18 protein-coding genes are annotated in these 25,649 nt (G+C 66.6%); 6 read left to right on the top strand and 12 right to left on the bottom strand.

Annotated elements, in window-relative coordinates; translation table 11 throughout:
- Nucleotides 1–28 precede the first annotated feature (28 nt).
- Entirely contained in the window at nt 29–1,171 is a 1,143-nt protein-coding gene (locus CO669_RS32840; RefSeq protein WP_097666536.1) for a lactonase family protein, read from the bottom strand.
- A 128-nt stretch (nt 1,172–1,299) separates the two neighbouring features.
- Complete coding sequence (locus CO669_RS36585; protein WP_283806837.1) at nt 1,300–1,431, bottom strand: hypothetical protein; 132 nt, start codon at nt 1,429–1,431, stop codon at nt 1,300–1,302.
- A gap of 139 nt (nt 1,432–1,570) precedes the next feature.
- On the opposite strand from CO669_RS36585, the gene CO669_RS35785 reads away from it, so the two are divergent.
- From CO669_RS35785 to scpC, 3 genes are all read left to right on the top strand, one after another.
- Nucleotides 1,571–1,747, top strand: a complete 177-nt coding sequence (locus tag CO669_RS35785; RefSeq protein ID WP_158228808.1) for a hypothetical protein — start codon at nt 1,571–1,573, stop codon at nt 1,745–1,747.
- A gap of 102 nt (nt 1,748–1,849) precedes the next feature.
- Complete coding sequence (locus tag CO669_RS36580) at nt 1,850–1,972, top strand: hypothetical protein (protein ID WP_283806835.1); 123 nt, start codon at nt 1,850–1,852, stop codon at nt 1,970–1,972.
- A gap of 231 nt (nt 1,973–2,203) precedes the next feature.
- Complete coding sequence (gene scpC, locus CO669_RS32830) at nt 2,204–3,697, top strand: succinyl-CoA:acetate CoA-transferase ScpC (protein WP_097666534.1); 1,494 nt, start codon at nt 2,204–2,206, stop codon at nt 3,695–3,697.
- Between the two features lie 200 nt (nt 3,698–3,897).
- On the opposite strand, the gene CO669_RS32825 is transcribed toward scpC, so the two are convergent.
- From CO669_RS32825 to CO669_RS36255, 3 genes are all read right to left on the bottom strand, one after another.
- Nucleotides 3,898–4,455, bottom strand: a complete 558-nt coding sequence (locus tag CO669_RS32825) for a hypothetical protein (protein WP_097666486.1) — start codon at nt 4,453–4,455, stop codon at nt 3,898–3,900.
- Nucleotides 4,456–4,624: 169 nt separating this feature from the next.
- Nucleotides 4,625–7,285, bottom strand: a complete 2,661-nt coding sequence (locus tag CO669_RS32820; protein ID WP_097666484.1) for a bifunctional diguanylate cyclase/phosphodiesterase — start codon at nt 7,283–7,285, stop codon at nt 4,625–4,627.
- A 233-nt stretch (nt 7,286–7,518) separates the two neighbouring features.
- Complete coding sequence (locus tag CO669_RS36255) at nt 7,519–8,238, bottom strand: hypothetical protein (RefSeq protein WP_502694548.1); 720 nt, start codon at nt 8,236–8,238, stop codon at nt 7,519–7,521.
- 183 nt (nt 8,239–8,421) lie between these two features.
- On the opposite strand from CO669_RS36255, the gene CO669_RS32810 reads away from it, so the two are divergent.
- Both CO669_RS32810 and CO669_RS32805 read left to right on the top strand, forming a co-directional pair.
- Entirely contained in the window at nt 8,422–9,531 is a 1,110-nt protein-coding gene (locus CO669_RS32810) for a LysM peptidoglycan-binding domain-containing protein (protein WP_097666482.1), read from the top strand.
- 368 nt (nt 9,532–9,899) lie between these two features.
- On the top strand, nt 9,900–11,192 hold the full coding sequence (locus CO669_RS32805; protein ID WP_097666480.1) for a Spy/CpxP family protein refolding chaperone: 1,293 nt from the start codon (nt 9,900–9,902) through the stop codon (nt 11,190–11,192).
- Here the strand turns inward: CO669_RS32805 and CO669_RS32800 are convergent, their stop codons facing one another.
- The 3 genes from CO669_RS32800 to CO669_RS32790 form a co-directional block, all read right to left on the bottom strand.
- Nucleotides 11,193–12,020, bottom strand: a complete 828-nt coding sequence (locus CO669_RS32800) for a hypothetical protein (RefSeq protein WP_245444619.1) — start codon at nt 12,018–12,020, stop codon at nt 11,193–11,195.
- Between the two features lie 940 nt (nt 12,021–12,960).
- A complete protein-coding gene (locus CO669_RS32795; RefSeq protein ID WP_097666471.1) occupies nt 12,961–15,408 on the bottom strand; it encodes an adenylate/guanylate cyclase domain-containing protein in 2,448 nt (815 codons plus the stop codon).
- 246 nt (nt 15,409–15,654) lie between these two features.
- On the bottom strand, nt 15,655–17,721 hold the full coding sequence (locus CO669_RS32790) for an AsmA family protein (protein ID WP_097666469.1): 2,067 nt from the start codon (nt 17,719–17,721) through the stop codon (nt 15,655–15,657).
- A gap of 247 nt (nt 17,722–17,968) precedes the next feature.
- Here CO669_RS32790 and CO669_RS32785 point away from each other — a divergent pair, with 247 nt between their 5' ends.
- Complete coding sequence (locus tag CO669_RS32785) at nt 17,969–18,643, top strand: Crp/Fnr family transcriptional regulator (protein WP_097666467.1); 675 nt, start codon at nt 17,969–17,971, stop codon at nt 18,641–18,643.
- 188 nt (nt 18,644–18,831) lie between these two features.
- On the opposite strand, the gene CO669_RS32780 is transcribed toward CO669_RS32785, so the two are convergent.
- The 4 genes from CO669_RS32780 to CO669_RS32765 all read right to left on the bottom strand — a co-directional run bounded on the left by CO669_RS32780 (nt 18,832) and on the right by CO669_RS32765 (nt 25,449).
- Nucleotides 18,832–21,981: an efflux RND transporter permease subunit gene (locus tag CO669_RS32780; RefSeq protein WP_097666465.1), complete on the bottom strand. Its 3,150-nt coding sequence runs from the start codon at nt 21,979–21,981 to the stop codon at nt 18,832–18,834.
- Entirely contained in the window at nt 21,981–22,910 is a 930-nt protein-coding gene (locus tag CO669_RS32775) for an RND family efflux transporter (protein ID WP_097666463.1), read from the bottom strand. The genes CO669_RS32780 and CO669_RS32775 overlap by 1 nt, the downstream gene beginning before the upstream one ends.
- Nucleotides 22,911–23,068: 158 nt before the next feature.
- On the bottom strand, nt 23,069–23,752 hold the full coding sequence (locus tag CO669_RS32770; protein ID WP_198964383.1) for an OmpA family protein: 684 nt from the start codon (nt 23,750–23,752) through the stop codon (nt 23,069–23,071).
- 146 nt (nt 23,753–23,898) lie between these two features.
- The gene (locus CO669_RS32765; RefSeq protein ID WP_097666459.1) at nt 23,899–25,449 is read right to left on the bottom strand and encodes a caspase family protein; all 1,551 of its coding nucleotides are present in this window, start codon (nt 25,447–25,449) and stop codon (nt 23,899–23,901) included.
- Nucleotides 25,450–25,649 lie beyond the last annotated feature (200 nt).

The following is a 25,649-nucleotide window of genomic DNA, read 5'->3' as shown; positions in this document are numbered from 1 at the left end:
CGGATGTTTACGTAGGTCGGTCCCTCACTCACGGCAGGGTCAGGAACTCCACCCAGTTCGGCTTCTTGCCGGTGGGGTAGGATTTCAGTTGGACCAGCGCGCCGCTGCCCTGGTCGATCGCGTAGACCGTCATGCTGTCGGAGAGCTCGCCGACCGCGGCGAGGTAGCGGCCGGAGGGGTCGATATGGAAGCCGCGCGGCTGCTTCTCGGTCGGCACGCTGCCGATCGTGGTCAGCTTGCCGCTTGATCCGTCCACCTTGTAGGCGGTGAGCGTGCCGGTGGTGCGCTCGGAGGCGTAGAGGAAGCGGCCGTCCGGGGTGATGTGGATGTCGGCGGCCCAAGGTTTCTTGCCGGACTCTTGACCGTTAAAGCCCTCCGGCAGCGCGGTGGTGCGCTGGATCTCGTCCCAGGCGCCGCTCCTCGCCTCGTAGCTGAACGCCGCGACGTCGCCGTTCAGCTCGTGGATGAGATAGACGAACTTGCCATTGGGGTGGAATACGAAGTGCCGCGGCCCCGATTTTTCCGGCACCTTGTGGGCCGGCGGGTCGCTTGGCGTCAGCGTGCCGGCCGCGGCATCGAACGCAAAAGCCAGCACCTGATCGGAGCCGAGATTGGTCGCGAACACGAAGCGGTTGTCGGGCGAGGGCAGGAAGGCGTGCGCGTTCAGCCCGGTCGGGATCACCTGCTTCGGCTCGCCGGCGACGCCGTTCGTGCCAAGCGGATTCAGCGCGACCTTGTTGCCGCCATAGGAGGCGCTGAACAGGAATTTGCCGCTGCGGTCGATCGCGATATTGGCCATGCTGTCGGCGAGCGGACCGTTGCCGATCGGGCTGAGCTGGCCCGTTCTCGGATCGATCGCAAAGCTCACCGCGAGGTAGGGCTGCGAGCGGACGCCGGCAATCAGCACGCGGTGGTCCGGCGTGATCGCGAGCGGCGTCGAGGAGCCGGGCTTCTCAACGCCCTTGAAGGCGGCCGTCTGCACCGGAATCATCTCGCCGCTCTCGGCCATCTCGAACACGCTGATGTCATTGCTGTCGGCGTTGCCGACATAGGCGAAGGTCTCGGCCATGCCGGCACGGACTCCAGAAATGAGAGTGAGGACAGCGAACAGGGTGGTGACGATCGCAGCGCGCGGCGCGTTGGATGCGATGCGTCGGGTCGGACTCAACATGGGCTCCTCCTGAAGGCCGCGCCCGCGGCCTTGTCGTTTTGCCGGCGAGGATAGCGGGCGGCGCTCCGCCGCACCAAATTCCAATTGGGATTGATCGATGCCGAAATTGTATCGGTCGCCGGGGAAGGCTACCGCATCGCCGCCGTGCGCGAGGGCAGATGCGGGCCGGACGGATGCGCCGGCGGTCCGAGCACGGTCCAGACGCCGACCGCGACCAGCGCGGACGTCAGGATGGTCCAGGTGATGAGCCGTTTTCGCATCTGGCCGAATTCGTCCGCGTCATGAAGGTCCCGGGCGCTCGATCGTGCACCGCAAACCGCGGCAATCCTATGAACTCGTTCACAGCCGAAATCGGCCTGCGCAATGCGAACCAAAGCCGCGCGAGTGCATTGAACCGGCATGCCCCGCGAAAATGATCTCGAAGGCAAGCCCGACATGGGTGGCAAGCATGGCGGCCAGGCCGGCCAGCCGAAGTCGCCGCCGCGCCCGCGCCAGGGCGAGCGCGATGAGGACGTCGTGGCAAAGCGCCACACCGGTCAAACCGATCAGGCCTCGCCGCCGACCAAATCAAAATAGCGCTTCGCCGCGCGGTCGTGCCGCGCCTCGCGTCGGGAACGGCCACATCGCTGCGCTGTTATCCCGATCCTGCGGGCGCGAGATGAAAACGGAGGCTGGCTCGTGTTTTGGATCTATTGGGACACCGCCTGGTCGCTGATCATCAGCGGCATCTGGGTCGCCACCATCGTCAGCCACCCCGACTCCGAATTTGTCGAAGTGCAGGCTGCCAGACGGCCGATGTGAACCATCGTCTCCGTTGAGGCGTTGGCTGCCCGATCGCGGCTTCGCCTCACCGTGAAGTTCGTGGTCCGAGGTCCGGTCTGGATTCGCCTCCGTTGCCGGGCCTCGTCCTCCCGCGCCGGATCGCTGCATCGCCGCCGGCTTCCAATGCGCCGCGCCGCGTGTTTGACCTAGATCATGTAGGGACAGCTCATTTCATGGAGAATTCGCGAAATCTGTGAGGTTGAAGTGTCTATCGATCATTCGCGAATCTCGTCGCCGGCGTTCCGTTCGAAAATCATGTCGGCCGACGAGGCCGCGACGCTGGTGCCGCACGGCGCGAATGTCGGCATGAGCGGCTTCACCGGGTCGGGGCACCCGAAGGCCGTTCCGATGGCGCTGGCGCGCCGGATCGAGCAGGCGCATGCACGCGGCGACCAGCTTCGGATCGGCGTGTGGACCGGCGCCTCGACCGCGCCCGAGCTGGACGGCGCGCTCGCCAAGGTCAACGGCATCGAGTTGCGCCTGCCCTACCAGTCCGATCCCGTCACGCGCGAGCGCATCAATGCCGGTGCGATGGACTACATCGACATTCATCTCAGCCATGTCGCGCAGTTCGCCTGGTTCGGCTTTCTCGGCCATCTCGATGTCGCGCTGATCGAGGTCACCGCCATCCTGCCGGACGGCAGTCTGGTGCCCTCGGCCTCCGTCGGCAACAACAAGACCTGGCTGGACCAGGCCGACCGCATCATCCTCGAGGTCAATTCCGGCGTGAGCACGGCTCTGCACGGCATGCACGACATCTACTACGGCACGAGGCTGCCGCCGCACCGCAAGCCCATCCCCATCGTCTCCCCCGGCGACAGGATCGGCGACACCGCGTTCCGCTGCGATCCGAGCAAGGTGATCGCCGTGGTCGAGACCAATGCTCCCGATCGCGACACGACCTTCACCCAACCCGACGCGACGTCGAAGGCGATCGCGGGCCATGTTCTCGAGTTTTTCAGCCATGAGGTTCGCCGCGGCCGGCTGCCGCCGGAACTGCTGCCGATCCAGTCCGGGGTCAGCAACGTCGCCAATGCCGTGATGGCGGGCCTCGAGGACGGTCCCTTCGGCCGGCTGACCGCCTATACCGAGGTGCTGCAGGACGGCATGCTGAACCTGCTGCGCTCGGATCGCATGATGCTCGCGTCCGCCACCGCGCTCTCGCTCAGCGCGGACGCCACCCGGCAATTCAACAGCGAGATCGACCGGCTGAAGCACAAGATCGTGCTGCGCACGCAGGAGATCTCCAATCATCCGGAGGTCATCCGGCGGCTCGGCGTCATCGCCATGAACGGCATGATCGAGGCCGACATCTACGGCAACGTCAACTCGACCCATATTCGCGGCAGCGCCATCATGAACGGCATCGGCGGCTCCGGCGATTTCTCCCGCAACGCCTATCTCTCGATCTTCATGACGCCGTCGACCGCGAAGGGCGGATCGATCTCGGCCATCGTGCCGATGGTGACGCATGTCGATCACACCGAGCATGACGTGCAGATCATCGTGACCGAGCAGGGCCTTGCCGATCTGCGCGGGCTGTCGCCCAAGCAGCGGGCCGCAAGCATCGTCAACAATGCGGCGCATCCCTCGTTCCGGCCGGCGCTTCAGGATTATTTCGACCGCGCCTGCCGGCTGTCGCCCGGAAAGCACACGCCGCATCTGCTCGACGAGGCCTTCCGCATGATCAAGGCGACGAGCTGAAGAGCACGCATCGATGGCGAGCTTGCCCGCCAGCGTTTTCCTCCGGTCCGCACGATGCGTATGAACTGCATGTCGCCGTGATCAGTGCCCAGCGTCGGGAAACTGTGGAGGTCTGCAAGCGAGAGCGGTCTGGTGGAGAAGGTCGAACGCGGCAACGCTTCCTGCCGCGTTCGTCGTCGTCGATCCCGAGCGTTCGGGGGTTACTGGGTCGGCGGCAGCACGGCCTGCGAGGTCTGCTGCGGCAGGTTGGTGTAAGTGGCGCTCTCCTTGGTGCAGATATCCCTGAACACCACGACGCCGGCCTGCGGATATTCCTTCACGAGGCAATTGCAATTGTTGTTGACGACCGGGGCGGGAGCGGGCGCCGGCGTGCTGGCAACAACTGTCGCGGGGCGCTGAACGACCACCGTCTCCTTCACCACCGGCGTCGGGACATACACCGGCCGGTTCACGACAACCGGCACCGGCCTGACCACGACCTGGGGCGGCACATAGACCGGGGGCGGCACGGGGCGGGGATACACGACGACCTGCGGCTGCACGGGCCGCGGACCGGGAACCACGACGACGGGACGCTGGCCGCCGTTCCCGCCATATCCGCCGAAATGGGGACCGATCTGGGGGCGGGCCTGGGTCGCATTGCCGTACTGTCCGTCCGGGCCCCAGCCGGCCTGCGCTGCGTTGCTCGTGACGCCTGCCGCCACGCTCATCAACACGATCGCCGCCGCCATCTTCGTGATCATCGCTGTCTTCGTCATGGTCCACCTGTTTGTTTGTTTTGCCGCAGATTGTCGCCGTGGGATGAGTGATAGCCGGACCTGACGCGCCCATCCGTGACGCTGCGCACACAACCTCCTTCGATCGAATGAGGGAACGGCACGACGTCCGCTGCCCTGAGGCGCGGACATCTCGCCGATGAGAGGGGCCTCAGGCCGCCGCCTGCGCCGCCAGCAATTGCTTCAGCTTCTCCGCAGGCACGGCCGGGCTGAACAGCCAGCCCTGCATCTGGCTGCATCCGAGCTGCCGCAGCACCTCGCGCTGGGCCTCGGTCTCGACGCCCTCGGCGGTCGTCGCCATGTGGCGCGCGGCGGCCATGTGCACCACGGCCTGCACGATCGGGGAGGAATCCTCGGATTGACCGATGTCGCTGATGAAGCTGCGGTCGATCTTGATCTTGTCGAACGGGAAGCGGTGCAGATAGCTCAGCGACGAATAGCCGGTGCCGAAATCGTCGAGCGCGATGCGCACGCCGAGCTCGCGCAGCTGCTGCAGGATCGTCAGCGCCTCCTCGTCGTCGCGGATCAGGACGGTCTCGGTGATCTCGAGCTCGAGCCGTCCCGGCGCAAGGCCCGACTCCGCGAGCGCCGCTGCGACCTTGAGCGCCAGCGTCCGCGAACGGAACTGCACCGGCGAGACGTTGACGGCGATGTGAATCTGGCCGGGCCAGGAGGCCGCCTCGCGGCAGGCCTGTTTCAGCACCCATTCGCCGATCTCGCCGATCAGTCCGGTGTCTTCCGCCACGGGAATGAAATCCGCCGGCGAGATCATGCCGCGCTCCGGATGGCGCCAGCGCAGCAGCGCCTCGCAGCCGGTCACAACGTTGGCTGCGAGATCGACCAGCGGCTGGTAGTGCACCTCGAACTCGCCGCGCACCAGCGCCTGGCGCAGATCGAGCTCGAGCTGGCGGCGCAGCCGCGCGTTGGCGTCGTATTCGGGCGTGAAGATGCGATAGGTGCGGCGCCCTTCCGACTTCGCCGCGTACATCGCAAGATCGGCGCGCTTGAGCAGGTCGTCGGGATTGTCGCCGTGGTCGGGCGCGATCGCGATGCCGATGCTGGCATCGGTCGGGACGTCCTGTCCCCCGCAATCCACCGGCGTGCGCAACGCCTTGAGGATGTTCTCCGCCAGCACGGCCAGCTCGGCCGGATCGCGGCAGCCGGCCTTGACGATGGCAAACTCGTCGCCTCCGAGCCGCGCGACGAGGTCGTTGCCGGAAACGCAGGCGCGCAGGCGGTTCGCCACCTGGCGCAGCAGCTCGTCGCCGACCTCGTGTCCGAGCGAATCGTTGACGCCCTTGAATTCGTCGACGTCGATATAGAGGATGGCGAACGGCTTGCCCTCGCCGAGCTCGGCGACGCGCCGCTCCAGATGCCCGCGCATCGTCACGCGGTTGGGCAGGTCGGTCAGCGCGTCGTAATGCGCCATATGCGCGATGCGCTCGTCGGCGCGGATGCGCGCGGTGACGTCGTCATGGGTCGCGAGCCAGCCGCCGGCGGCGCCGGGCTGGTTCTTGATCTCGATCAGGCGGCCGTCGGCGGTCTCCACGATGGTGTTCTGGAAGCGCCCGACATTGCCGAGGATGTCGTCGCAATAGGATTCGACGTCGCCGTGGAAGGAGCCGGTGTCATGACGATGCTGGATCACGTCGCGGAAATGGACGCCGGGCTTCACCACGTCGGCGGACAGGCCGTACATCTCGATGTAGCGCCGGTTGCAGACGATCAGCCGCTCGTCCTGATCGAACATCAGCAGGCCTTGCGTCATCGTGTTCATCGCGGTGTCGAGCCGCTGCTTTTCGAGCGAGAGCCGGTTCGTCACCTGGCGGAAGATCAGGAACAGCGTCAGCACCAGAAGGCCGATCGAGAGAACGGCGATGGTGACGAAGAACTTCGTTTGCGTGCGCCAGGTCGCCAGCGTTGCGTCCAGCGACTTGGTCGCGACCACGACCAGCGGTTCGCCGGCGAGCAGGCGCGAGGCCACGATGCGGTCCTTGCCGTCGATCGGGCTTGCGAGCTGCATGGAGACGAAGGTGCGCTCGAACACCGCCATCTGCTCCGGCGTGCCGTTGCGGAAGTTCTGGCCGATCATCGCATCGACATGCGGGATGCGGGCGAGCAACTGGCCGTTCTGATGATGCATCGCGATCGACGAGCCCTCGCCGAGCCCGGTCGAGGCGAAGAAGGATTCGAGCTGTTCGGGCGCGATCGCGCGGGAGACCAGCCCGAGGAATTCGCCGTGCGGGCCGGAGACGCGCCGCGCGAACACGATCGCCGGTCCGTTGCCGAACCGGCCGGACACGACCTCCACCTCCTCCTGCGCGGCCGGATCGTTCTTGAGGCGGTTGAAATAGGACCGGTCGGCGACCGAGATGTCGGCGACCGGCCAGCGCCGCGACGAGTTGATCAGCATGCCCCTGGAATCGAACAGATTGGCGCCGGCAACGTCAGACCAGCCGCGAGCTTTCGCGCGCAGCACCTCGTGCATGGCCAGCGTGCCCATCTCGCTGCGGAAGACGTCGGGGGATTCGATGCCGCGACTCTCGAGTTCGGTGATGATGCTCTTCTGGAGCACCGCAAAGTCCTCGAACTCGCGGTCGAAATGCCGGGCCAGCAGGCGCACGGAGCTTTCGAGGCTGTCGCGGCCGCTCTCGATCGCGTTCTGCCGGAAGCGGTCGACGGTGAGCGCGGTGCCGACGGCGGTTGCGGCCATCAGCACGAAGCCGCCGACGATCAGCCATGTCAGTGGCGCTCCCCGCCAGCGACGGAGCAGCGCGCGCATGCGCGCGGTCCATCGGATCGATGTGCCCATGCAGCCCTCCCGTGGGATGCAAGATGCAGCAAAACCTGAAAGACCCCGTTACCATCGAGGGTTAGTGAACGATGAATCGGAGTGAAATCAGAGGGTTGGTTCCGCTGCGCCGGAAGGTCCCGTGGGATGGGCAAAGGCGCGACAGCGCCGTGCCCACGATCTGCTTGAGATGGATAGAGGCGGCGGGCACGCGACGCTTTGCCCACCCGACGAGGCCAGCTGCGAAGCCGTCCTCACCGCTTGATCTCCCAGTTCAGCGCCTCCGCATTGCCCTTGGCGAACATCTTGGGGACGTCGAATGTGCCGGTCTTGAGGTCGTAGCGGCATTTCCAGTCGGCGAGTCCCTTCACGGCGACGTTCTTCGGATGCTTGTCCATTTCGCCCGACAGCGAGATCACGAGGTAGCGGTTGTTGGGCCAGTCGACGCCGAGCCAGCGATAGGCGTCCTCGGTGCCCTTCAGCAGATTGGCCGTGATGTGGTAGTCGAGCTTCATATTCTTCGTGTCGGGCCGGCTATGGAAATAGGCCCAGGCGAGGTCGCTGAGCGACTTCTGCGTCGCGTTCACGAAGGCGCCGTTCTCGACATGATAGAGAAAGAGATCCTGCGAGCCCGATCCGGTCTTCTGCATCCGCACCAGCCATTGCGAGTCGCTGGTGAAGCGGAAGCCGGCGCCATAGCCCTGCTCCGGCTTCAGCTCCGTCATCTGGTCGCCGCGCCGCGCCCAGACCTGCCATTTCACGTCGAACAGGTCTTCACTGTCCTTCATGTACTGCTCGAGCTTGGTGGTGCCGTCGGGCGAGGTGAAGGCGAATTCGGACCGCTCGGAGAGGACGAAGCCCGGCGGCGGGCCGGAGGCGGAAAGCGCGGGGGAAGCGGCGAGCGTCAGGACAAGCAGCCCAAGGGCTAGACGCTCGAGGGGCAGACTTGCGGCGGGACGGCGAAATGAGGTCACGGGAAAATTCCTCAAGAAAATGCCGCGGTGCGGCCTCGAGTGATTTGACGCCGGTGGGGTGGTGCCGGTTCATCCCCGATGGCGCCGGAACGGCGCTATCATCCCATCGGCCGTCTTGCTGCCGCAGCCAAATCAGCGCACCTTGCCGGCCTCGGTTGATTTGCCACCCAAGGTTCTTTTCCGATGATGACCGCATCCAAGGCCTTCATTGCTCTTTGCCTGCTCGCACTGGTCGGCACGGTGCTGGTGATCGGCCCGACCGAGCTGCGCCGCCTGCTGCCTGATGGGACCAAGACCGCCGTCGCCGCCAGGCCTGAGGCCAAGCCCGAGATCAAGGCCGAACCCAAGGTCGAGGCCAAGGTCGAGCCCAAGCCCGAGCCGAAACCGGAAGAGCCCAAACCGGACCCGTCAAAGCTGGCCGCCGTCACGCCGCCAGCGCCTGCATCTGCGCCAGCGGCGGTCGCGGCGCCCGAGCCCAAACCTGAGGCCAAACCTGAGTCCAAGCCGGGCGCGCTGGCCGACATCCAGAAGCAGGCCGCGGCGCTGCCCGATCTCGCGCCGGCCAAGCCGGCGGCGGCCGCCGACAGCGGCCCGCGTTTCGATGTTGCCCGCGTCGACGATCACGGCGAGGCGGCGGTGATTGCGGGCCAGGCCGCGCCGGGCTCCAGGGTCGAACTGCTGCGCGACGGTAAGCCGCTGGATACCGTGGTTGCCGACGCCTCGGGCCAGTTCGTGATGACCCCGCCGCAGCTTCCCGCCGGGTCTTATGAATTAACGCTGCGGGCCAAGGCGCCGGACGGCACGGTCACGCAGTCCAGCCGGACCATGCCGGTGACCATCGCCGAAGCGGCGCCGCCGCCCGCGCGTCCCGCACCGGTCGCCAAGCAAGAGACCAAGCAGGAGACCGGGCAACAGCCGAAGCAGGCAGAGAAGGTCGATGACAAATCCGATGTCGTGGCCGCCCTGCCGTCGCCGCGTCTGGCGTCGGCGCCCGAGAGGCTCGCTGCCCGGCCGAAATTCGTCGGCACGCCGAAGCCCAGGGTCATGGCGCGGACCCCTGCCGCCACGACGGTCGCATCGGCCTCGCCGGCCGACGTGCTCCACACCGCACCGGCGGAAGCTGGCGGCAGCCGGGTGATCTCCCGCGGCGACAGCCTGTGGGCACTCAGCCGCCTCGCCTATGGCGATGGTGCCCGCTATGCGGTGATCTTCAACGCCAACCGCGACAAGATCCACAATCCCAATCTGATCTATCCCGGCCAGACCTTTGTGATGCCGCAGAAGACGGAGTGAGGAGTTTTCCTCGCGCCTCATTGCGGGCCATCGTCCTTTCGACAGCTTCCCTGCAGCCATCCTTCGAGACGCCCGCCTTCGGCGGGCCCTCAGGATGAGGACGGAGCGCGTGGCTAGAGCTTCAATGAGCACAGACGCTGCTTAGCCTCATCCTGAGGAGGCGCGAAGCGCCGTCTCGAAGGACGAGGCGCGCGCTCCGCTCGCCGCCAAAGACACGATATGCGCAGTCCCGGGACAGGCGCCGCCAGCGACCGCGACGCTTTGCCCTGTCTCGCCTGGGAACAATTGGTTCCCCCGCGCGTCATCTCGATGCGACGCAGTGCGCGCGTGGCAGCCGGGAGGAGGCCGAATTGGTCAGGTCAGCGGTCATGTCGGGACGCATCGGACTGGCGCTGACCGGCGCGACCATCCTGATCGCGACGGTGCTGCTGCCCGTGAAGGCCGAGGCTCAGTTCGGGTTGCGCGGCGGCCCGCTCGGCGTGGCACGTTTCGCCGTCGGCCACGTCATCGGCCTGTCGCGCCTGCGCCACTCCCGCATGGCGGTACGCGGCAGCCGCTATCGCGCGGCTGCATTGCGATCGCAGGACCCGCGTGGGACCGAGCGCCCCCAGCCTGCCAACCCGTACGTGTTGCGTGCGGCGCTCACGGCGCAAGCCGCGCTTGTCGGCTGGCGCGGCGGCCGCCGCCCGCAGGGCTGGTGGCGTCATCCCGACGGCAGCTATGGCTGGGTCGGCCCGGTGTTCTGGCCGTTCGCACATGACGATCTCACCTCCGCCGTGATCCTCGGCGATGCGACCAGCCTCTCGCTCTACGGCTATGGCGATATCTATGCGGCGATCTTCGCGCCTTACGCGGTGACCGAGCTCGCGGCCTACGCCGCGCCGGCCGGCCGGCGCGCGCGGCGAATTCCGGCTGCCGAGACCCTTTGCGATGCCAGCGACACCGGCGGCCTGCCGGTCGAACGCATCGCTGCGGCCGTCTCCCCGAACGAATTACAACGGACCGCGCTGGACGAGCTCGCATCCGCCTGGAGCAGTGCGCGCGACACCATTCGCGTGGCCTGTCCGGCGCAGGCGCCCGTCACCGCGGCGGAGCGCCTCGGCCTGATGCGCGAGCGGCTCGAGGCCATGATCAAGGCGATCGACGCGGTCGCGCCGCCGCTGGCGAAATTCACCGATCTGCTCGACGACGACCAGAAGGCAAGGCTCGAGGCGCTCGGCAAGGACCGCCGCGCCGTGCTTGCGGCGATGCAGCGCAAAGATGCGGGCAAGGATACTGGCAAGGACGCGCAGGCGTCGAACGCCTGCGATCCCGACAGCGATCCACGCTACGACCAGAAGCTGCAGCGCCAATATGAGCAGCTCGTGCAGCAGCAATGGCCGGCGGGCGAGATCGCCACCACGCTCCGCCTCGACGAGGTCGCCCGCGCCCGCTTCGAGGTGCTTCAGGACACCGCCCTGCGCACCATGCAGACGCTCAGCGCCTGCCCGACACCGCCGGCCGCGACACCACAAGCGCGCCTCACTGCCGCAAAGGCTCGGCTGGAGACGATGCTTGCCGCCGTGAACGGCGTCACCGACGCGCTCGATGATTTCGAGGCGGATCTGAGCGACGAGCAGAAGGCCGGCTTCGAAGCGATCGGGCCGAAGCGCGGGGCGTGATCACCCGCACGCCCAGTCGAACTTCATGTCCCTGAAGTCGAGCTGCGCATTGCCGCCGCCGAAATTGTAGCCGCCGAAGTATTCCTCGAACTCGATGTAGAACGGGCTCATCTCCGGCACCGCCTGGCACGGCCGCATGGTGCCGCCGAGATGGTTGTGGGCGTGATCCCTGGCCCAGTCGTGCAGGAGGAAATTGTCGCGGCCCGGCTTGCCGCCGACATAATAGTAATAGGGCTGATAGCCGGTCGGCGGTTTGCTGCGCGTGTGCTCGTCCTGCGGCCCCTTGCCGGCGTTGGGATCGTCAGGGCGCGGCGTCATCGCGATCGCGCGCGTTTCGCCGAGATCGGTGCGCGGCGGAGCGGCGAACATCTTTTTGGCGAAAGTCGGAGCAGCCTCGAAGAAGGCGCTGGCGCCGCCGACATCGAGCCAGCGCGGCCGCTCCGCCGTCGCCAGCGCCAGCGCCGCGGGCGGCGCCGCGAACGGTCCTTCGTACTCGGCCCGCGTCAGCAGCAGCGCGGCATATTCGTAGTCGAGAATGTCGGTCATGCGCGCCAGCCGCGGATGCGCCGGCAGCGCCTTCACGGCCTCGCGGATTTCAGGATCATCGGGCGCGCCGCCGTCATTGTGATCGGGCGCGGTGGCAAAGAACGACACCGCGACGATGTCCGCGCCATGCACGCGATAATCCTCCGGCAGCAGAAGCGTGAAGCCGTGCATCAGCGGAAAGCCGGTGACAGGATCGAGCGGCCATTGCTCGCTGGCGATGCCCGGCGGCAGCCCAAACACCCAGCCCTGGTCGCGCGCGCGGTCAGCGGGACGGTCCAGCATCTGCAGATCATAAGCACGCGAAGGCAAGGCAAGCGCCACGGGCCGTCTCCCATAGAAATTGCCTCGCCGTTGAGGCGAGGGTTAGTCGCGGGGAGGAGAGATGTGGTTCGGGGCAAATGGACACAGCGAGATCATCCATGGCGAGTCAAAGGAACCCGGTCGCCTCTGCTTAGACCTCTCGTAACCCATCGACCGGCTGGTCTGTCTACGGTGCATGGGGTGTTTCGACGTTTGGGACTCTCGGCTTCGTCTTCGAATAATCAAAATTTCTCTTTACCCGAACCGCGACACACCCTATGCTCTCTCCCAACTCATCCCATGGTAAGGGACGGATCGCGATCGTCAGGGTTCGTGGGGTGAGGGGCGGTGGACGCGGGCGGCGTTGGTGCCAGATGCGGTCGCAGGGCGGGGTAGTCCCCCGTGAGCGATCGGCGGGCGCGTGTACGACGGCGCTGGCTTGCGTACGGCAAAATCGTGTGGTCGTGACGCCCGAACTTCTGGCGTCAAGTCTTGCGGCGGTGCGCGTGTCCGACCGGACATCGCATCCAATGAAAGCCGCAAGGCGACGGTGGCAACAGAGAATCGACTCACCGGCGAGAGCGCGACATAAGCCGTTTCAACCACTGCGCAGGGAAGGCCGGGCATTCGGCTGCACCTGTTTCTCCCCTGTGAGCGACTATCACGCACTCATGCACAGGGGTCTTGCGGGTGCCATCCGGTGCCCGGTCTTCCCTGCGCCCTTCCACTTCGAAGGGTGCCGTGACCCAAAGCAAAACCCGGGCGGAAGATGCCGCGGGATCGCGACAGGCTGCTTGTGAGGGATACAAGGGCCGGTAGCCCGGATGGAGCGGAGCGCAATCCGGGACCGCCTTCGCTTGTGGCACGCCCCTGGATTTCGCTCCGCTCCATCCGGGCTACGGCGCGCACGCAGGCGAGGACATCATCCCCGCCGCCGCACGGCGGAGGCGTCCACCACGTTCTCGACCTCCTCGCGCCAGCTCAGGATCTCCATCGCCAGCACGGGGTGGTTAAAACCCTTGAGCTGGAGATCGTCGAGGGCGCGGGCCTCGACCCAGGGCTCGACCATGCCGTAGACGCGGCGGCTCACCACGATCTGGTTGGGCTTGGCCTCGCCGCACAGGCGCGAGGCGAGGTTGGTGACGCTGCCGATCGCGGCATATTCCAGCCGCTGCTCGAAGCCGACCTGGCCGAGCGTGGCATAGCCGAGCGCAATGCCGATGCCGAATCCCAGGCTGTGGCCGCGGTTGCGCCAGCGCTCGGTCAGCGGGCCGATGGTCTCGCGCATCTCCACCGCCATCTTCACGGCGCGGCGGGTGTGGTCCTCGAACTGGATCGGCGCGTTGAACAGGATCATCACGCCGTCGCCGGCATATTTGTCGAGCGTGCCCTCGTATTTGAAGATCAGCTCGCCGAGCGCGGCGTGATATTCGCGCAGCACGTTCATCGCCTCTTCCGGCTCGGTCGCTTCCGTGAACGCGGTGAAGCCGCGCAGGTCGCAGAACACCACGGTGACCTCGCGGCGCTGGCTGGTGAGCAGCCCTTCCGGGCTGTCGGACGAGGCGATCAGCTGCGCCACCTGCGGCGCCAGGAAACGTTCGAGCTTGCGGATGCGCTCGATCTCGCCGAGCTGGGTCTTGACGCGCTCCTCCAGCGACTTGTTCCAGTCCTTGAGCTGCTCGGTCTGCATCCGCAGCTTGTCGGCCTGGGCGCGCACGGTCTCGTTCGCCGCCTCCAGCTCGCGGCCCTTGGCGTCGACCTCGGTGAACAGGCGCGCATTGCGCATCGCCAGCACGGCCTGGTTGGCGAAGGTGCGCATCAGGCCGATGATGCCGGGTGCGAACTCGCCATCGGCGCGGCGCAGCACCACCAGCGCGCCGAGCGTGCCCTGCTGGTCGATCAGCGGCACCACCAGCACCGAATGGAAGCCGGCCGCGAGCGCGGCCTCGCGCAGCGGCTGCTCGGCGGCCTGGTCGAGATCGGCAAGTGCGATCGGCTCGCCGCTGCGGGCGGCATCGCTCAGGATGTTGTCGCCTTCCGCGATGGTGACATGGGCGCCGTCGGCGGATCGGTCGATGCCGCCGGCCTCGACCAGGTTGAAGCGGCGCCGCTCGGCGTCGAAGCCGTAGATCAGCACGGCATCGGCATGGGTGATCTCGATCGCGCGCGCGGCGATCGTCGGCAGCACGGCATTGAGATCGAGCGAGGACGCGAGCGCGCGGCCGACCTCTTCCAGCACCTTCAATTCGTTGATCGACTGCGCGAGGTCGCGCGTGCGCTCCTCGACCTTGGTCTCCAGGTTCGAATAGGTCTCCTGGATCTGGCCGGCCATGCGGTTGAACTGGCCGGCGAGGTCTTCCAGCTCGTCCGACGTGTGGACGTCGATGCGATGGCTGAAATCGCCCTCGCCGAGCAGCTGCGCGCCGTCGCGCAGCGCCGTGATCGGGATGATCATGCGGCGCGCGAGCAGCGTGCCGGCGAGGATCGCGACCAAGAGGCCCATGCCGATCAGCAGCGCGATGCGCACCAGCTGGTCGCGGATCGGCATCAGGGCCTGCGTGGTCGGCTGCTCGAACAGCACGCTCCAGCCGAGCTTCGGCACGGTGCTCGCGGCGCTCATCACCGATTGGCCGTTGAAGTCGGTGCCCGATGTGTCGGGCTCCCGGCCGGGCGCGATCGCGGCCGCGACCTGCGGCAGCTTCGACAGATCCTTGCCGACATCGGGTCCCTTCGACGACGTCGCCAGCACGCGGCCGCGCGGGTCGACCACATAGGCGAAGGCGGCCTTGCCGACCTGGGCATCGGACAGGAAGTCGGAGAGGAAGCTGAGGTCGATCTCGGCGACGGTGACGCCGGCATTGAAGCCGGAATGCGCCACCGAGATCGACATCAACGGCGTCCGGTCGGCGAACCAGGCCGGCGCATAGCTCACGCCGCGGGCGACGGTCTCGGTGAAACGTGCGTCGCGGGAGAGGTCGGCATTGCTGCCGGTCGTGGTCGACTGGCGCGAGACGCGCAGCACCTCGCGGCCCTCGCCGTTGAGCTGGAACAGCTGGTTGACGACCGCGACCTGGTGCAGCAGCGAGGCGTAGTCGGCGCGGCGCTTTTCGAGCGTATCCTGGCTCGCCCGCGTCACCCAGCTGATCTGGCGGTCGAGCTCGGAGATCGACTGTTCGATTCTTCGGGCCGTTCCTTGCGCCTTGTCCTCGAGGCCGTCGGTCAGCTGGGTCCTCGTGGCGCGGTAGGAGATCCAGGTCTCCATCGCGCCGTTGACGGCGAGGACGAACACGACGAGGCCGACGAGGGAGACGACGTATTTGGCGAACAGGCCCTCGCGCAGAAACCGTGTCTTGTCGTTCGCTCCTGCCATCCCGATCCTCTCGCGCCGCCATCGACGCCGACGCTACGGGCCGTCAAGCCCTCGCGGGGCCGTTCTATCACAATTTGGGCCAGAGGACCGCCGCACGGGCCTAAGGACCGCCCGGCTTGGTTTACCCCCTGTGGACGCGGGTGGACGGCGCGCGAATTGCCGCCGCCTCATCCGTTCGGAGGAAGCCGGGGGCGGGGAGGTTGGGTTAAGGGGATTGCCGTGCAGTTCAGCCCGCCCGTCCGCCCATTACCGGTTGAAGAGTTGCCGCAGCACGTCGTTCATTGGCTGACTGTCCTGCTGCGCGACCGGCGGGTCGTCCAGGGTCGGGGCCGCGGGCGAGGCCTGCGGCGCCGGTGTGGAGGACGTTGCCGGCAGGCTGCGGCTGCGGCCACTGCCCGGCGCGGCGCCGGTGCTGCTTCCCGCGCCATTGGACAGTCCCTGCTGAATCAAATTGCCGATTGCCTGGCCCAGCGGACCACCGAGCAGATTGTTCTGCCCCGGCTGCTGGGCCTGCGGAGTGGCGTTGCCGGCCGCATTGCCGCCGGGTGCAGCGGCTCCGCCCAGACCAAGGCTTCCCAGAATGTTGCCGAGCCCGGCGCCATCAGGGCCGAACAGGCCCTTGCCCATCTCGCGCAGCTTGGCATAGGCGGCATCCGGATTGTCCAGCATGCCGGCCATATCGGGGTAGATCTTCGGCTGCGACCAGGAGCCCTGGATCATCACGGGGATGCCGAAGCCGACCGGCTCATTGCTGCGGCCCTGGCCTTCGGTCGTCATCACGAGCTTCGGTTCGACGCGAAAACCCATCATCTTGGTGTCGAGCGCGATGGTGCCGGCGCCGGTAACGCGCACCAGCGGTCCGATCAGATTGAGATCGGTCGTCACAGCCTGGCCCTTGTCGATACGGAACGAGGCCGAGAGCTGCGACAGGTCGGTGCTCTGCTCCTGGCTGGGGCTCTGGTTGTCCTGCCAGCCGGACAGCGTGCCGGTCGTCAGCGAGCGGATCATCTGCGCGACATTGATGCCGCGGATGGCACCGTCCTGGAAATTGACGAAGGCGGTGCCTTGCATGTTCGCCATCAGCGCGCGCTGGCTGGTGCCGGCGCTGCGCAGAGCGAGCTTGGCCTGCAGCTTGCCGTCGATGCGGTCGAATTCGGCGAGGCCCTGCAGCAGCGGCAGTGCGCGCACGCCGACGAGGTCGGAGTGCATGGCAAAGCTCGGCGCGCCCGTGGTCGCGTCCAGGATCACTTCCCCCGAGACCTGGCCGCCATAGGCGCCGAGATTGGCCGTGCCGGCCTTCAACACGCCGCCGGCGAGCTTGGCATCGAGCGCCAGCGGCGCGATGCGGGCGTCGCCGATCACGGCCTCGTTCGCGGAGATTCTCACCTGCGCATCGACGTAATTGAGCCCGGACACGTCGATCGGCGCATTGCTCCAGGGTTGCCCGGCCGCGCCCTCCGGCGTTTTCGCCAGCGGAATCGTCAGCCGCTGGAAGTCGAGGTCGAGCTTGACCAGCGGCTTGCTGGCGATGTCGACCGAAGCCCAGCCGTTGAAGCTGCCGTCGCCGAGCCGGCCGTTGACACCGTTGATCATGACGATGTCGCCGTTCATCCGCATCTCGGCATGACCGGTGAGCTGGGACTTCAGCACGTCGGGCATGTCGATGGCGAAATCCACCGGGATCGTCGGCCGGTCGGCCGGCGGCGCCGGCGTGGTCGCCTTGATGTCGAACTTGGTCGGGTGGTCGCCGATGCGCGCGGTGCCGGTGAGATTGACCTTGCGGTCGGGGCCAACGACCGCGTCGGCGTTGATGGCGCTGATGCGGCCTTCGACACGGTCGCGCAGGCGCGAGAACGCGACTTCGCCGTCGGTGATCCTGACGCGATCGACCGAGGCGCCGTCGACATCGAGCGCGATCGGCGGCTTCGACGAGCCTCCCGCATTCGGCAGGCGTTCACGCAGCAGCGGCTGGTAGAGCACGGGATGGGTGACGACGAGCTCGGTGATCTTCGGGCGGCCCGACCACACGCTGGACAGCGACATGTCGGCCTGCACGCTGTCGACCGTCAGCCGCGTGATGCCGCTGCGGTCCTTCGGGTCGGACAGCGTGAGATCGTTGAGGGTGACATTGAGTGTCGGCCACAGGCTGATCTTGGTGGTGCCGTCGATCGCCAGGCGATAGCCGGTCGCACTCTCGACGCGCGAGGCGATCGTCGAGCTCAGGAAGCCCGATGGGATCCCGACCACCAGAACGACTGCGATCAAGATGATGACAACGGCCAAAGCCGCGCCGGCGAATTTCAGAGCTCTCATGTCGACTTTCCAACGACGGACAATCGGCGTCGAATCCCGCAGAATGCCGTCCTACGCACCATCCTTCACGCCCTGAGTTTATCCCCGGACGGGAAGTGGCTCCAAGCGTGTAAAAATAGTCAGGGGGTGCTGCAAAGTTATGTGACTTATGACACACTTCCCCGGCGCGGTTTTACGCGATCCTGACGGCGATGGTTTCAAGCGATTTCCCAACAAGACTGACCAGGACGTTCACAAGGACATTGAAATGAGCAAGCAGGCCGAATTTGCGGTCATTCTGAAGATGAACGCAATGTTCGCGGATCTCGGGACGGACGAGCTCCAGCGGCTGTCCAATCTCTGCCACACCCAGCATCTGGGGAATGGCGAGGTGCTGTTCCAGAAGGGCGATCCCGGCGACGCGCTGTTCGGGGTGCGTCGCGGCCAGGTCCGCATCGAGACCGGCGCCTCCGACGGCAGCCGGCTGACCCTGAACTTCATGGGACCGGGTGACCTGTTCGGCGAAGTCGCGGTGCTGGACGGCCAGAATCGCACGGCGGATGCGACCGCGGGCGAGGCCAGCGAATTGTTCGTGCTGCGGCGCGAGGATTTCCTCAGCTTCCTCGAACGCGAGCCGAAGGTCGCGATCAAGATCATCGCACTGCTCTGCCAGCGCATCCGCTGGCAGAGCGAGCGCATGGAAGAATCCATGCTGCAGCCGCTGCCGGTGCGGCTGGCGCGGCGGCTGTGCGCGCTCGCCGCCGATTTCGGCTCCGAGGTGCACATCTCGCAGGAACAGCTCGGTGTCTTCGTCGGCGCCGCCCGCGAGAGCGTCAACCGTCAGCTCCAGGCCTGGCGCAAGGAAGCGATCCTCGATCTGCAGCGCGGCCGTATCCTGCTCAGGAACATGACCAAGCTGACGGCGATCGCGCGGAACGAGTGAAGTCGCCAGCTCCGTACATCGATCGCGTCGGGGCCTGGTAGCTCGTCAGAAGAGCCCCGACTGGAGGTCCACGCTTTGACGGCCTCCAGCGGTCCGGCTTGCCCTGTCCGCTTGAACATTTCGCAGCGAAGAACGTTTTCCGCGACGTCAGCCTCGCGCAGTCACGTCCCGCGCTTCCGACATCGCGGCTACTCCGCCGCGGGGTGCACGATGTTCTTCGGTGCCGGCCCTGCTTCTGCCGGGGCCGCGCCGTGATGCCCGGCCGTCTCGGCATCCTCGCTGTGGACGATCAGCCGCTTGGCGAAGCGCCAGATCAGGGCGCCGAGATCGTCCATCACCATGAACATCGCGGGCACGAACACCAGCGACAGGATGGTCGAGAAGATCAGGCCGCCGATCACGGCGAGGGCCATCGGCGAGCGGAACTCGCCGCCGGCGCCGACCGCGAGCGCGCTCGGCATCATGCCGGCGGCCATCGCGATCGTGGTCATCACGATCGGGCGGGCGCGCTTCATGCCGGCGTCGATCATCGCCTCGTCGCGCGGCTTGCCGGCGTGAATGGCTTCGATGGCGAACTCCACCAGCATGATCGCGTTCTTGGTGACGATGCCCATCAGCATCAGAATGCCGATCCACACCGGCGTGGTGAGCTGCTTGCCGGTGAGGAGTAGGGCCGCGATGGCGCCGCCGATCGAGAGCGGCAGCGAGAACAGGATGGTGATCGGCTGCAGGAAGGTGCCGAACAGCAGCACCAGCACGGCGTAGACCATCATCAGGCCCGCGGTGATCGCGGTGGCGAAGCCGTCGGACAGCTCGTTCAGGCTTTCGGCGTCGCCGGAGGGCGAGACCTTCACGCCCTTCGGCCGGCTCTTCATCACCGGCAGGTCGTAGATCTTCTTGGTGGCGTCGCCGAGCGCGGCGGAGCCGACGAGGTCGGCGGCGACGGTCGCCTGCCGCTCGCGGTCATAGCGGTTGATGCTGGTCGGACCCTGGTCGAGCTTGACGTCGGCGATGACCGAGAGCGGCACGCCGCCCTTTTCGCCGTGCTCGCCGAGCGGCACGCGCAGCTGCTCCAGCGTCTTCAGATTGCCGCGCGCGGCATCCTCGAGCTGGACGCGGATCGGCACCAGGCGGTCGCCGACGTCGAACTTGGCCAGCGCGGGTCCGACGTCGCCGATGGTGGCGACGCGGATGGTCTGCGACAGGCTTTCGGTCGAGACGCCGAGCCGTGCGGCGAGATCCGCGCGCGGTTCGACGCGCAGCTCGGGCCGTTCCAGCGTGGTTTCCGAGATCACGTTGGAGATGGTCGGAATCCGCTTCATCTGCGTCGCGAGCTCGCTCGCGAAATTGTTGACGATGTTGGCGTCGACGCCGGTCACGACCAGCGAGATGGCGCGCAGGCCGTTCTCGTCGAGGAACCAGAAGCGGATGTCCGGGATGTTCTCCAATTCCTGGCTGATCGAGAATTCGAGCTCGCGCTGGGTGATGTCGCGGGCATCCTTGGGCGTGTAATTGATGATCAGCGAGGCGCGCCGGACTTCCTGGGTGCCGGGCGGGACGCGCCCGCCGTCGACGAAGATGCTCTTCACCTCGGGCCGCTTGCGCAGGCGCGCGACGATGTCCTCGGTGACCTTTTCGGTGTAGGCGAGCTGGGTGCCTGGCGGCAGCTCGAGGGCGAGCAGCGAACGCGCGCTGTCCTGCGCCGGCAGGAAGCCCTGCGGCAGCAGCGTGATGCTCCAGATCGAGGCCGCGAACACGCCGAAGCCGATCAGCACCGTGATGAAATAATGTCTCACCGACCAGGCCACGATGCGGTGATAGGACCGCAAGATGCGCCCGGGCGGCGGCTCCTCGTGATTGCCGTGCTTGAGGAAGTAGGCGGCCAGCACCGGCGTGACGAAGCGCGCCGCGAGCAGCGAGAAGAACACCTGCACCGAGACGGTGATGCCGAACTGCTTGAAGAACTGTCCGGCGATGCCCGACATGAAGCTCGCGGGAGCGAAGATCGCGATGATGGTCAGCGAGATCGCGATCACCGCCAGGCCGATCTCGTCGGCGGCCTCGAGCGCGGCACGATAGGGCGATTTGCCCATGTTCATGTGCCGGACGATGTTCTCGATCTCGACGATGGCGTCGTCGACCAGGATGCCTGTCGACAGCGTGATCGCGAGGAAGCTGACGAGGTTCAGCGAGAAGCCGAGCAGGTCCATCGCCCAGAACGCCGGGAAGATCGACAGCGGCAGCGAGATCGCGGCGATGATGGTGGCGCGCAGGTCTCGCAGGAACAAGAGCACGATGACGACGGCGAGGATGGCGCCTTCGAACAGGGTCGAGATCGCCGCGTGGTAATTGCCGTTGGTGTATTCGACCGAGGTGTCGATCACCTTGAGGTCGACGTCGGGGTAGGCGGCCTTGAGCGCGTCGACCCGCTTCTGCACGGCCTCGGCCACCTTCACGTCGCTGGCGCCCTTGGAGCGCTTGATGCCGAGCGCGACGATGGGCTCGCCATTGAAGCGGGCGAAGGTGCGGCGGTCGGCGATGGTGTCGGTGACGGTGCCGAGATCGTCGAGCCGGACCTCACCGCCGCCGAACAGCGGGATCATGGTGCCGGCGAGGTCGCCCAGCGTTTTGGCGCCGGCGAGCGTGCGGATCGCCTGGTCGTTCTTGCCGATCTCGGCGCGGCCGCCAGCGACGTCGACGTTGGTGCCGCGCAGGCTCTGGCTGACATTGACGGCGGTCAGGCCCATCGCCTGCAGGCGATCGGGATCGAGCGAGACCAGGATCTCGCGCTCGACACCGCCGATGCGCTCGACCTGGGCGACGCCGCGGACGCCTTGCAGGGCGCGCTTGACCACGTCGTCGACGAAGTAGGAGAGCTGCTCCGGCGTCTTGCCGGGCGAGATCGCGGCATAGGTGACGATCGGCAGGCCGATCACGTCGACGCGCTGGATCAGCGGCTCGGTGACGTTCTGCGGCAGGTTGGAGCGCACGCGCGTCACCGCGTCCTTGACGTCGTTGAGGGCGCGGTCGGTGTTGGTCTCCAGCGCGAACTGGATCGTGGTCACGGACACGCCGTCGGTGATCTGCGAGGTGATGTGCCGCACGCCCTCGACGCCGGAGACCGCGTCTTCGACCGTCTTGGTGACCTGCGATTCGAGCTCGGCGGGCGCCGCACCGAATTGCGAGACCACGACCGAGATCACGGGAATGTCGGCCGACGGCAGCCGCGTCACCGCGAGCTTGGTGAAGGAGACCCAGCCGAGAACCAGGAGGATGATCGAGAAGACGACCGACGGCAGCGGATTGCGGATCGACCAAGCCGAGATATTGAGAGCCATCAGCGTACCCGCGTGCGATCGAGTTCATCGGCGAACATGGTCTTGATCTGGTCGCCGTCATGGAGTGAAGAGCCGGCATCGGCCACGACGATTTCGCCGACGTCGAGGCCTTCCAGGATTTCCGTGGCGCTGTCGGACGACAGTCCGACCCGCACCTTGCGCGTCTCGATCGTGTTGCCCTTGACGACCTGAATCGTGAGATGGTCGATCGCGGTCTTGGGAATCGAGACGCCGCAGCTTCGCTTGGCGTCGATCGAGGCGCGCGCGAACACGCCGACCTTGAGCGAGGGATTGTTGGTGACGCTGATGCGAACGCGGCCGAGCTGCGTGGCGCGGTCGATCTCGGGCGCAACCAGCCTGACACGGCCGATCAGATCGGGCGCGTCGTCGCGGCTGATGCGCACGGTGGCGCCGGAGCTGAGCTTGGGCATGTGCACCGCCGGGACCTGAGCATCGAGCTCGATCTCGTTGTTGACCGCGATGCGGAACATCGGGCCGGCCTGCGGAGATGCGGGCGCGCCGACGATGGTGCGGACTTCGGTGACGAGGCCCGGCGCGGGTGCCTTCAGCGAGACCGGACCTTGCGGGCCCGGCCGTTGCGGCTGGCCCGGGATCTGCGGCGGCGCGGTCAGCCGCGCCAGCTCCTGATTGTCGGCGACGACGGCGCCTTCGGTGACCAGGAGGTCGGTGACCCTGGAGCCTTCCTGGTCGGGGATGACCACGGCCTCGCGGCGCGGCACGAAGAAGCCGGTGACCCGCACGAGGTCGGAGAAGCAGGCATTGGTCGACTTCGTCACGATGACGAGCGCCTCGCTTTGCGTCTCCTTTGGCTCGGGACGCTTGCGATGTTCGAACAGGTAATAGCCGACGCCGAGCGCGACGACGAACACCACGGTTCCGGCAGGCTTGAGATATTCGGAGAGATTCATCGCCGGATCATCCTCGCCTGGCTCACGGCCATCCGCGCGAGGCCCATGAAAAGCGTTTCCCTGAAACAAAGCGGCGTCCCGCAAGGCTGCGGGACGCGCTTTGGAAGCGAGACTTTACACCACATCACGACTGGTCATTCCAAGGGATTGCGTCGTGCTTACTTCGATGCGGTGGTCTTGTTTTCCATGTTGACGACCTGCACGCGGCGATTGACCTCCGCCATCGGCTGGCCCGGATCCTTCAGCTTGCTCTTGCCGTAGCCGACGGTGACGAGGTCGGTCGCGGAGATCTTGTACTTGTCGACGAGGTAGCGCTTGATCGAATCCGCGCGGCGCTCCGACAGGTCCTGGTTGTAGCCCTCGCCGCCGGCGGCGTCGGTGTGGCCGGCGACCACGAAGGTCGAGCCCTTGAGGTCGGGACTGGTCAGCGCACGGCCGAGCGCCTGCACGGAGGGCATCGACTTGGCGCTGATATTGGCCGAGTTGTAGTCGAAGGTGATTTCGAGATCGATGTTGGGCTTGTCCTTGGCGACGGACGCGATTTCCTCGCGCTCGGTCGACGACAGCGAACGCGTCGAGCGGCCGCGCACCGACTGGATCAGCTTGGTCTCCGCCGCGTTCGGCGCGGGATCGGCTTGCGGGGCGCCGATCGACAGGCCGCGGGTCAGCGGCTTTTTCGGCGCCGGCGCCAGTGCGCGGAGGATCTCTTCCTCGGTGACGTTCTTGCTGTTGCCGTCGTCGCCGGCGAAAGCGGGCGAGACCGGCAGCGACAGGGCGCCAAGCGTGACGCTGAGAGTGACGACAGACAGGAGCGTGGTAAGTCCCTTTGCAGCCGATTTCATAGCCAGTCCCTCCTGCGCAGCGAGCTCGCGCGGTTCGAAAATTCCTGCAATGCGCCTCCCGGAGAAGGCCGCCTGCGGCATCCGTTTGTTAGTCTTTCCTGAGCCGCCAAGGTTCGAGGCGCCGCCTGCCTCAACCCAAAAAAATACTAGCGTACTCCGTAGCTTGCGAATTCCTGAACGATGTTCGGATCCATCGCCTTGGCATTGGCGATATCGAGCGCCCCTTCCTGGGCGGAGCCGTTGCGTTGCTTGGCGAGGCCGCGTCCGTAGAGCGAGGAGGTCAGGCGCGGGTTGATCTTCAGGGCCGCGTCGAAATCGGCGATGGCATTCTTGACCGCGCCTGACTTCAGATTGACGAGCCCGCGGCTGTCCAGCGCATCGACGAAGTTCGGCCTCAGCCGCAGCGCCTCGTTGCAATCCTTCAATGCGCCCTGGAGATCGCCGACCACGGTGCGGGTCCAGCAGCGGTTGTTCAGCGCCTCGACGTCCTTCGAATTGATCCGGAGCGTGTCGTCGAAATCCTTGATGGCGAGGTTATAGGCGCCCTTGCTGGCGTAGACCTGGCCGCGCCGGTACAGCGCGTTCACGTCGTCCGGGTTGGCGGCGATCTTGGAGGTGAGGCTCTTGATCGTCGGGTCGTCAGCCAGCGCGGCCGCGCTCGGCCCGCTGTCCGGGCTCGGAGCCGGAGCGGTCTCGATCGGTTTCACCGGCGGGGGCGGCGGAGGCGGCGGTAGGGCGGCCTCGACCTGCGGTTTCGGCGTGGGGGCCGGTGCGGACGCAGGCGGTGGAGCAGGTGCAGGGGCCGGTGCGGCAGCGGTGTCGGCCGGCTTCGGCGGCGGAGCTGGTGTCGGCGGCGCGGGCGGGGCCGGCGGCGGGTTGTTGGCGACGACCGGCGGCGGCGCGGGAGGCGCAGGCGGCGCGCCAGGTGCCGGACGTGATCCGCCGGCTCCCGGGCTGAACGAGAAATCTTCGGCGAGTGAAGAGGATATCCACGGCACCTGCTCGCCGCGCGAGGCCCTTGTGACGCCCATCTTGGTGCGGTTGAGGGTCTCCTCGGCCATCAGGTCGGGGACGCGGATCTCCTTCAGCAGCTCCTGGACGAACAGGCTGTGATCGCCGCCGGCGTCCGAGACCACGGAGGCGAGCGCCGCCGAATACATCACCAGCGTGCCATTCGGCGCGATGACCGGGGTCAGGCCGGCCGAGAAGCTGCGGAACCGGCGCTCGAACGGATTGCGCCTGGAGGCGTCGATCAGCGCGATCTTGACGCCGGCGCCGCGGGTGTTGAGCTCGCCCAGGATGGTCTCGAGGCTGAAACCGTCGCGGCGGACGTCCGATTCCGTCCAGATCTGCGCATCGATCGGTAGCATGTAGCTCTGGCGCGCCGACTGGATGCCGAAGCCGCTGAAGAACACCAGCGCCACCGATCCCGGCTTGATCTTGCCGTAGAGCTTGTCGAGGGCGCGGCGCATGCCGTCGCCGGTCAGATTTTCGCCGATCTCGACCGCAAAGCCGTCGCGCTTGAGCTCGTCGGCGACGTCGCGCGCATCGTTGATCGGTTCCTTCAGCGGGGCATCCGCATCCGGATATTTGGCATTGCCGATCACCAGCGCAAAGCGGTCACCGGCCGCCAGCGAGGGCGCCGTCGGGACGAATGAGATGAGCAGGGGCAGAAGAAAAAAGAAGCGAATTTTCATAATCAGCGCGGTCCAGCCAAAAAGGCGCCGTTCCAGCTTGCGCCGCGGCGACCTTAACTTACGCTCCCAGCATTATCAAACCGAGGACGGGAGGCGTCAACCGCTTGGAGTTTCGGCGTTATCGCGGCGATTGACCGCAACGCCGGGGCGCGGTGCAAGGGGAATAAACGGGTTCTCATGATTGTGCTCGACGCGATGCA

Source organism: Bradyrhizobium sp. Y36 (assembly GCF_002531575.1).
In the GTDB taxonomy this organism is placed as follows: Bacteria; Pseudomonadota; Alphaproteobacteria; order Rhizobiales; family Xanthobacteraceae; genus Bradyrhizobium.
The sequence above is the reverse complement of the archived record's forward strand: the minus strand, read 5'-3'. Positions and strand labels throughout refer to the sequence as shown.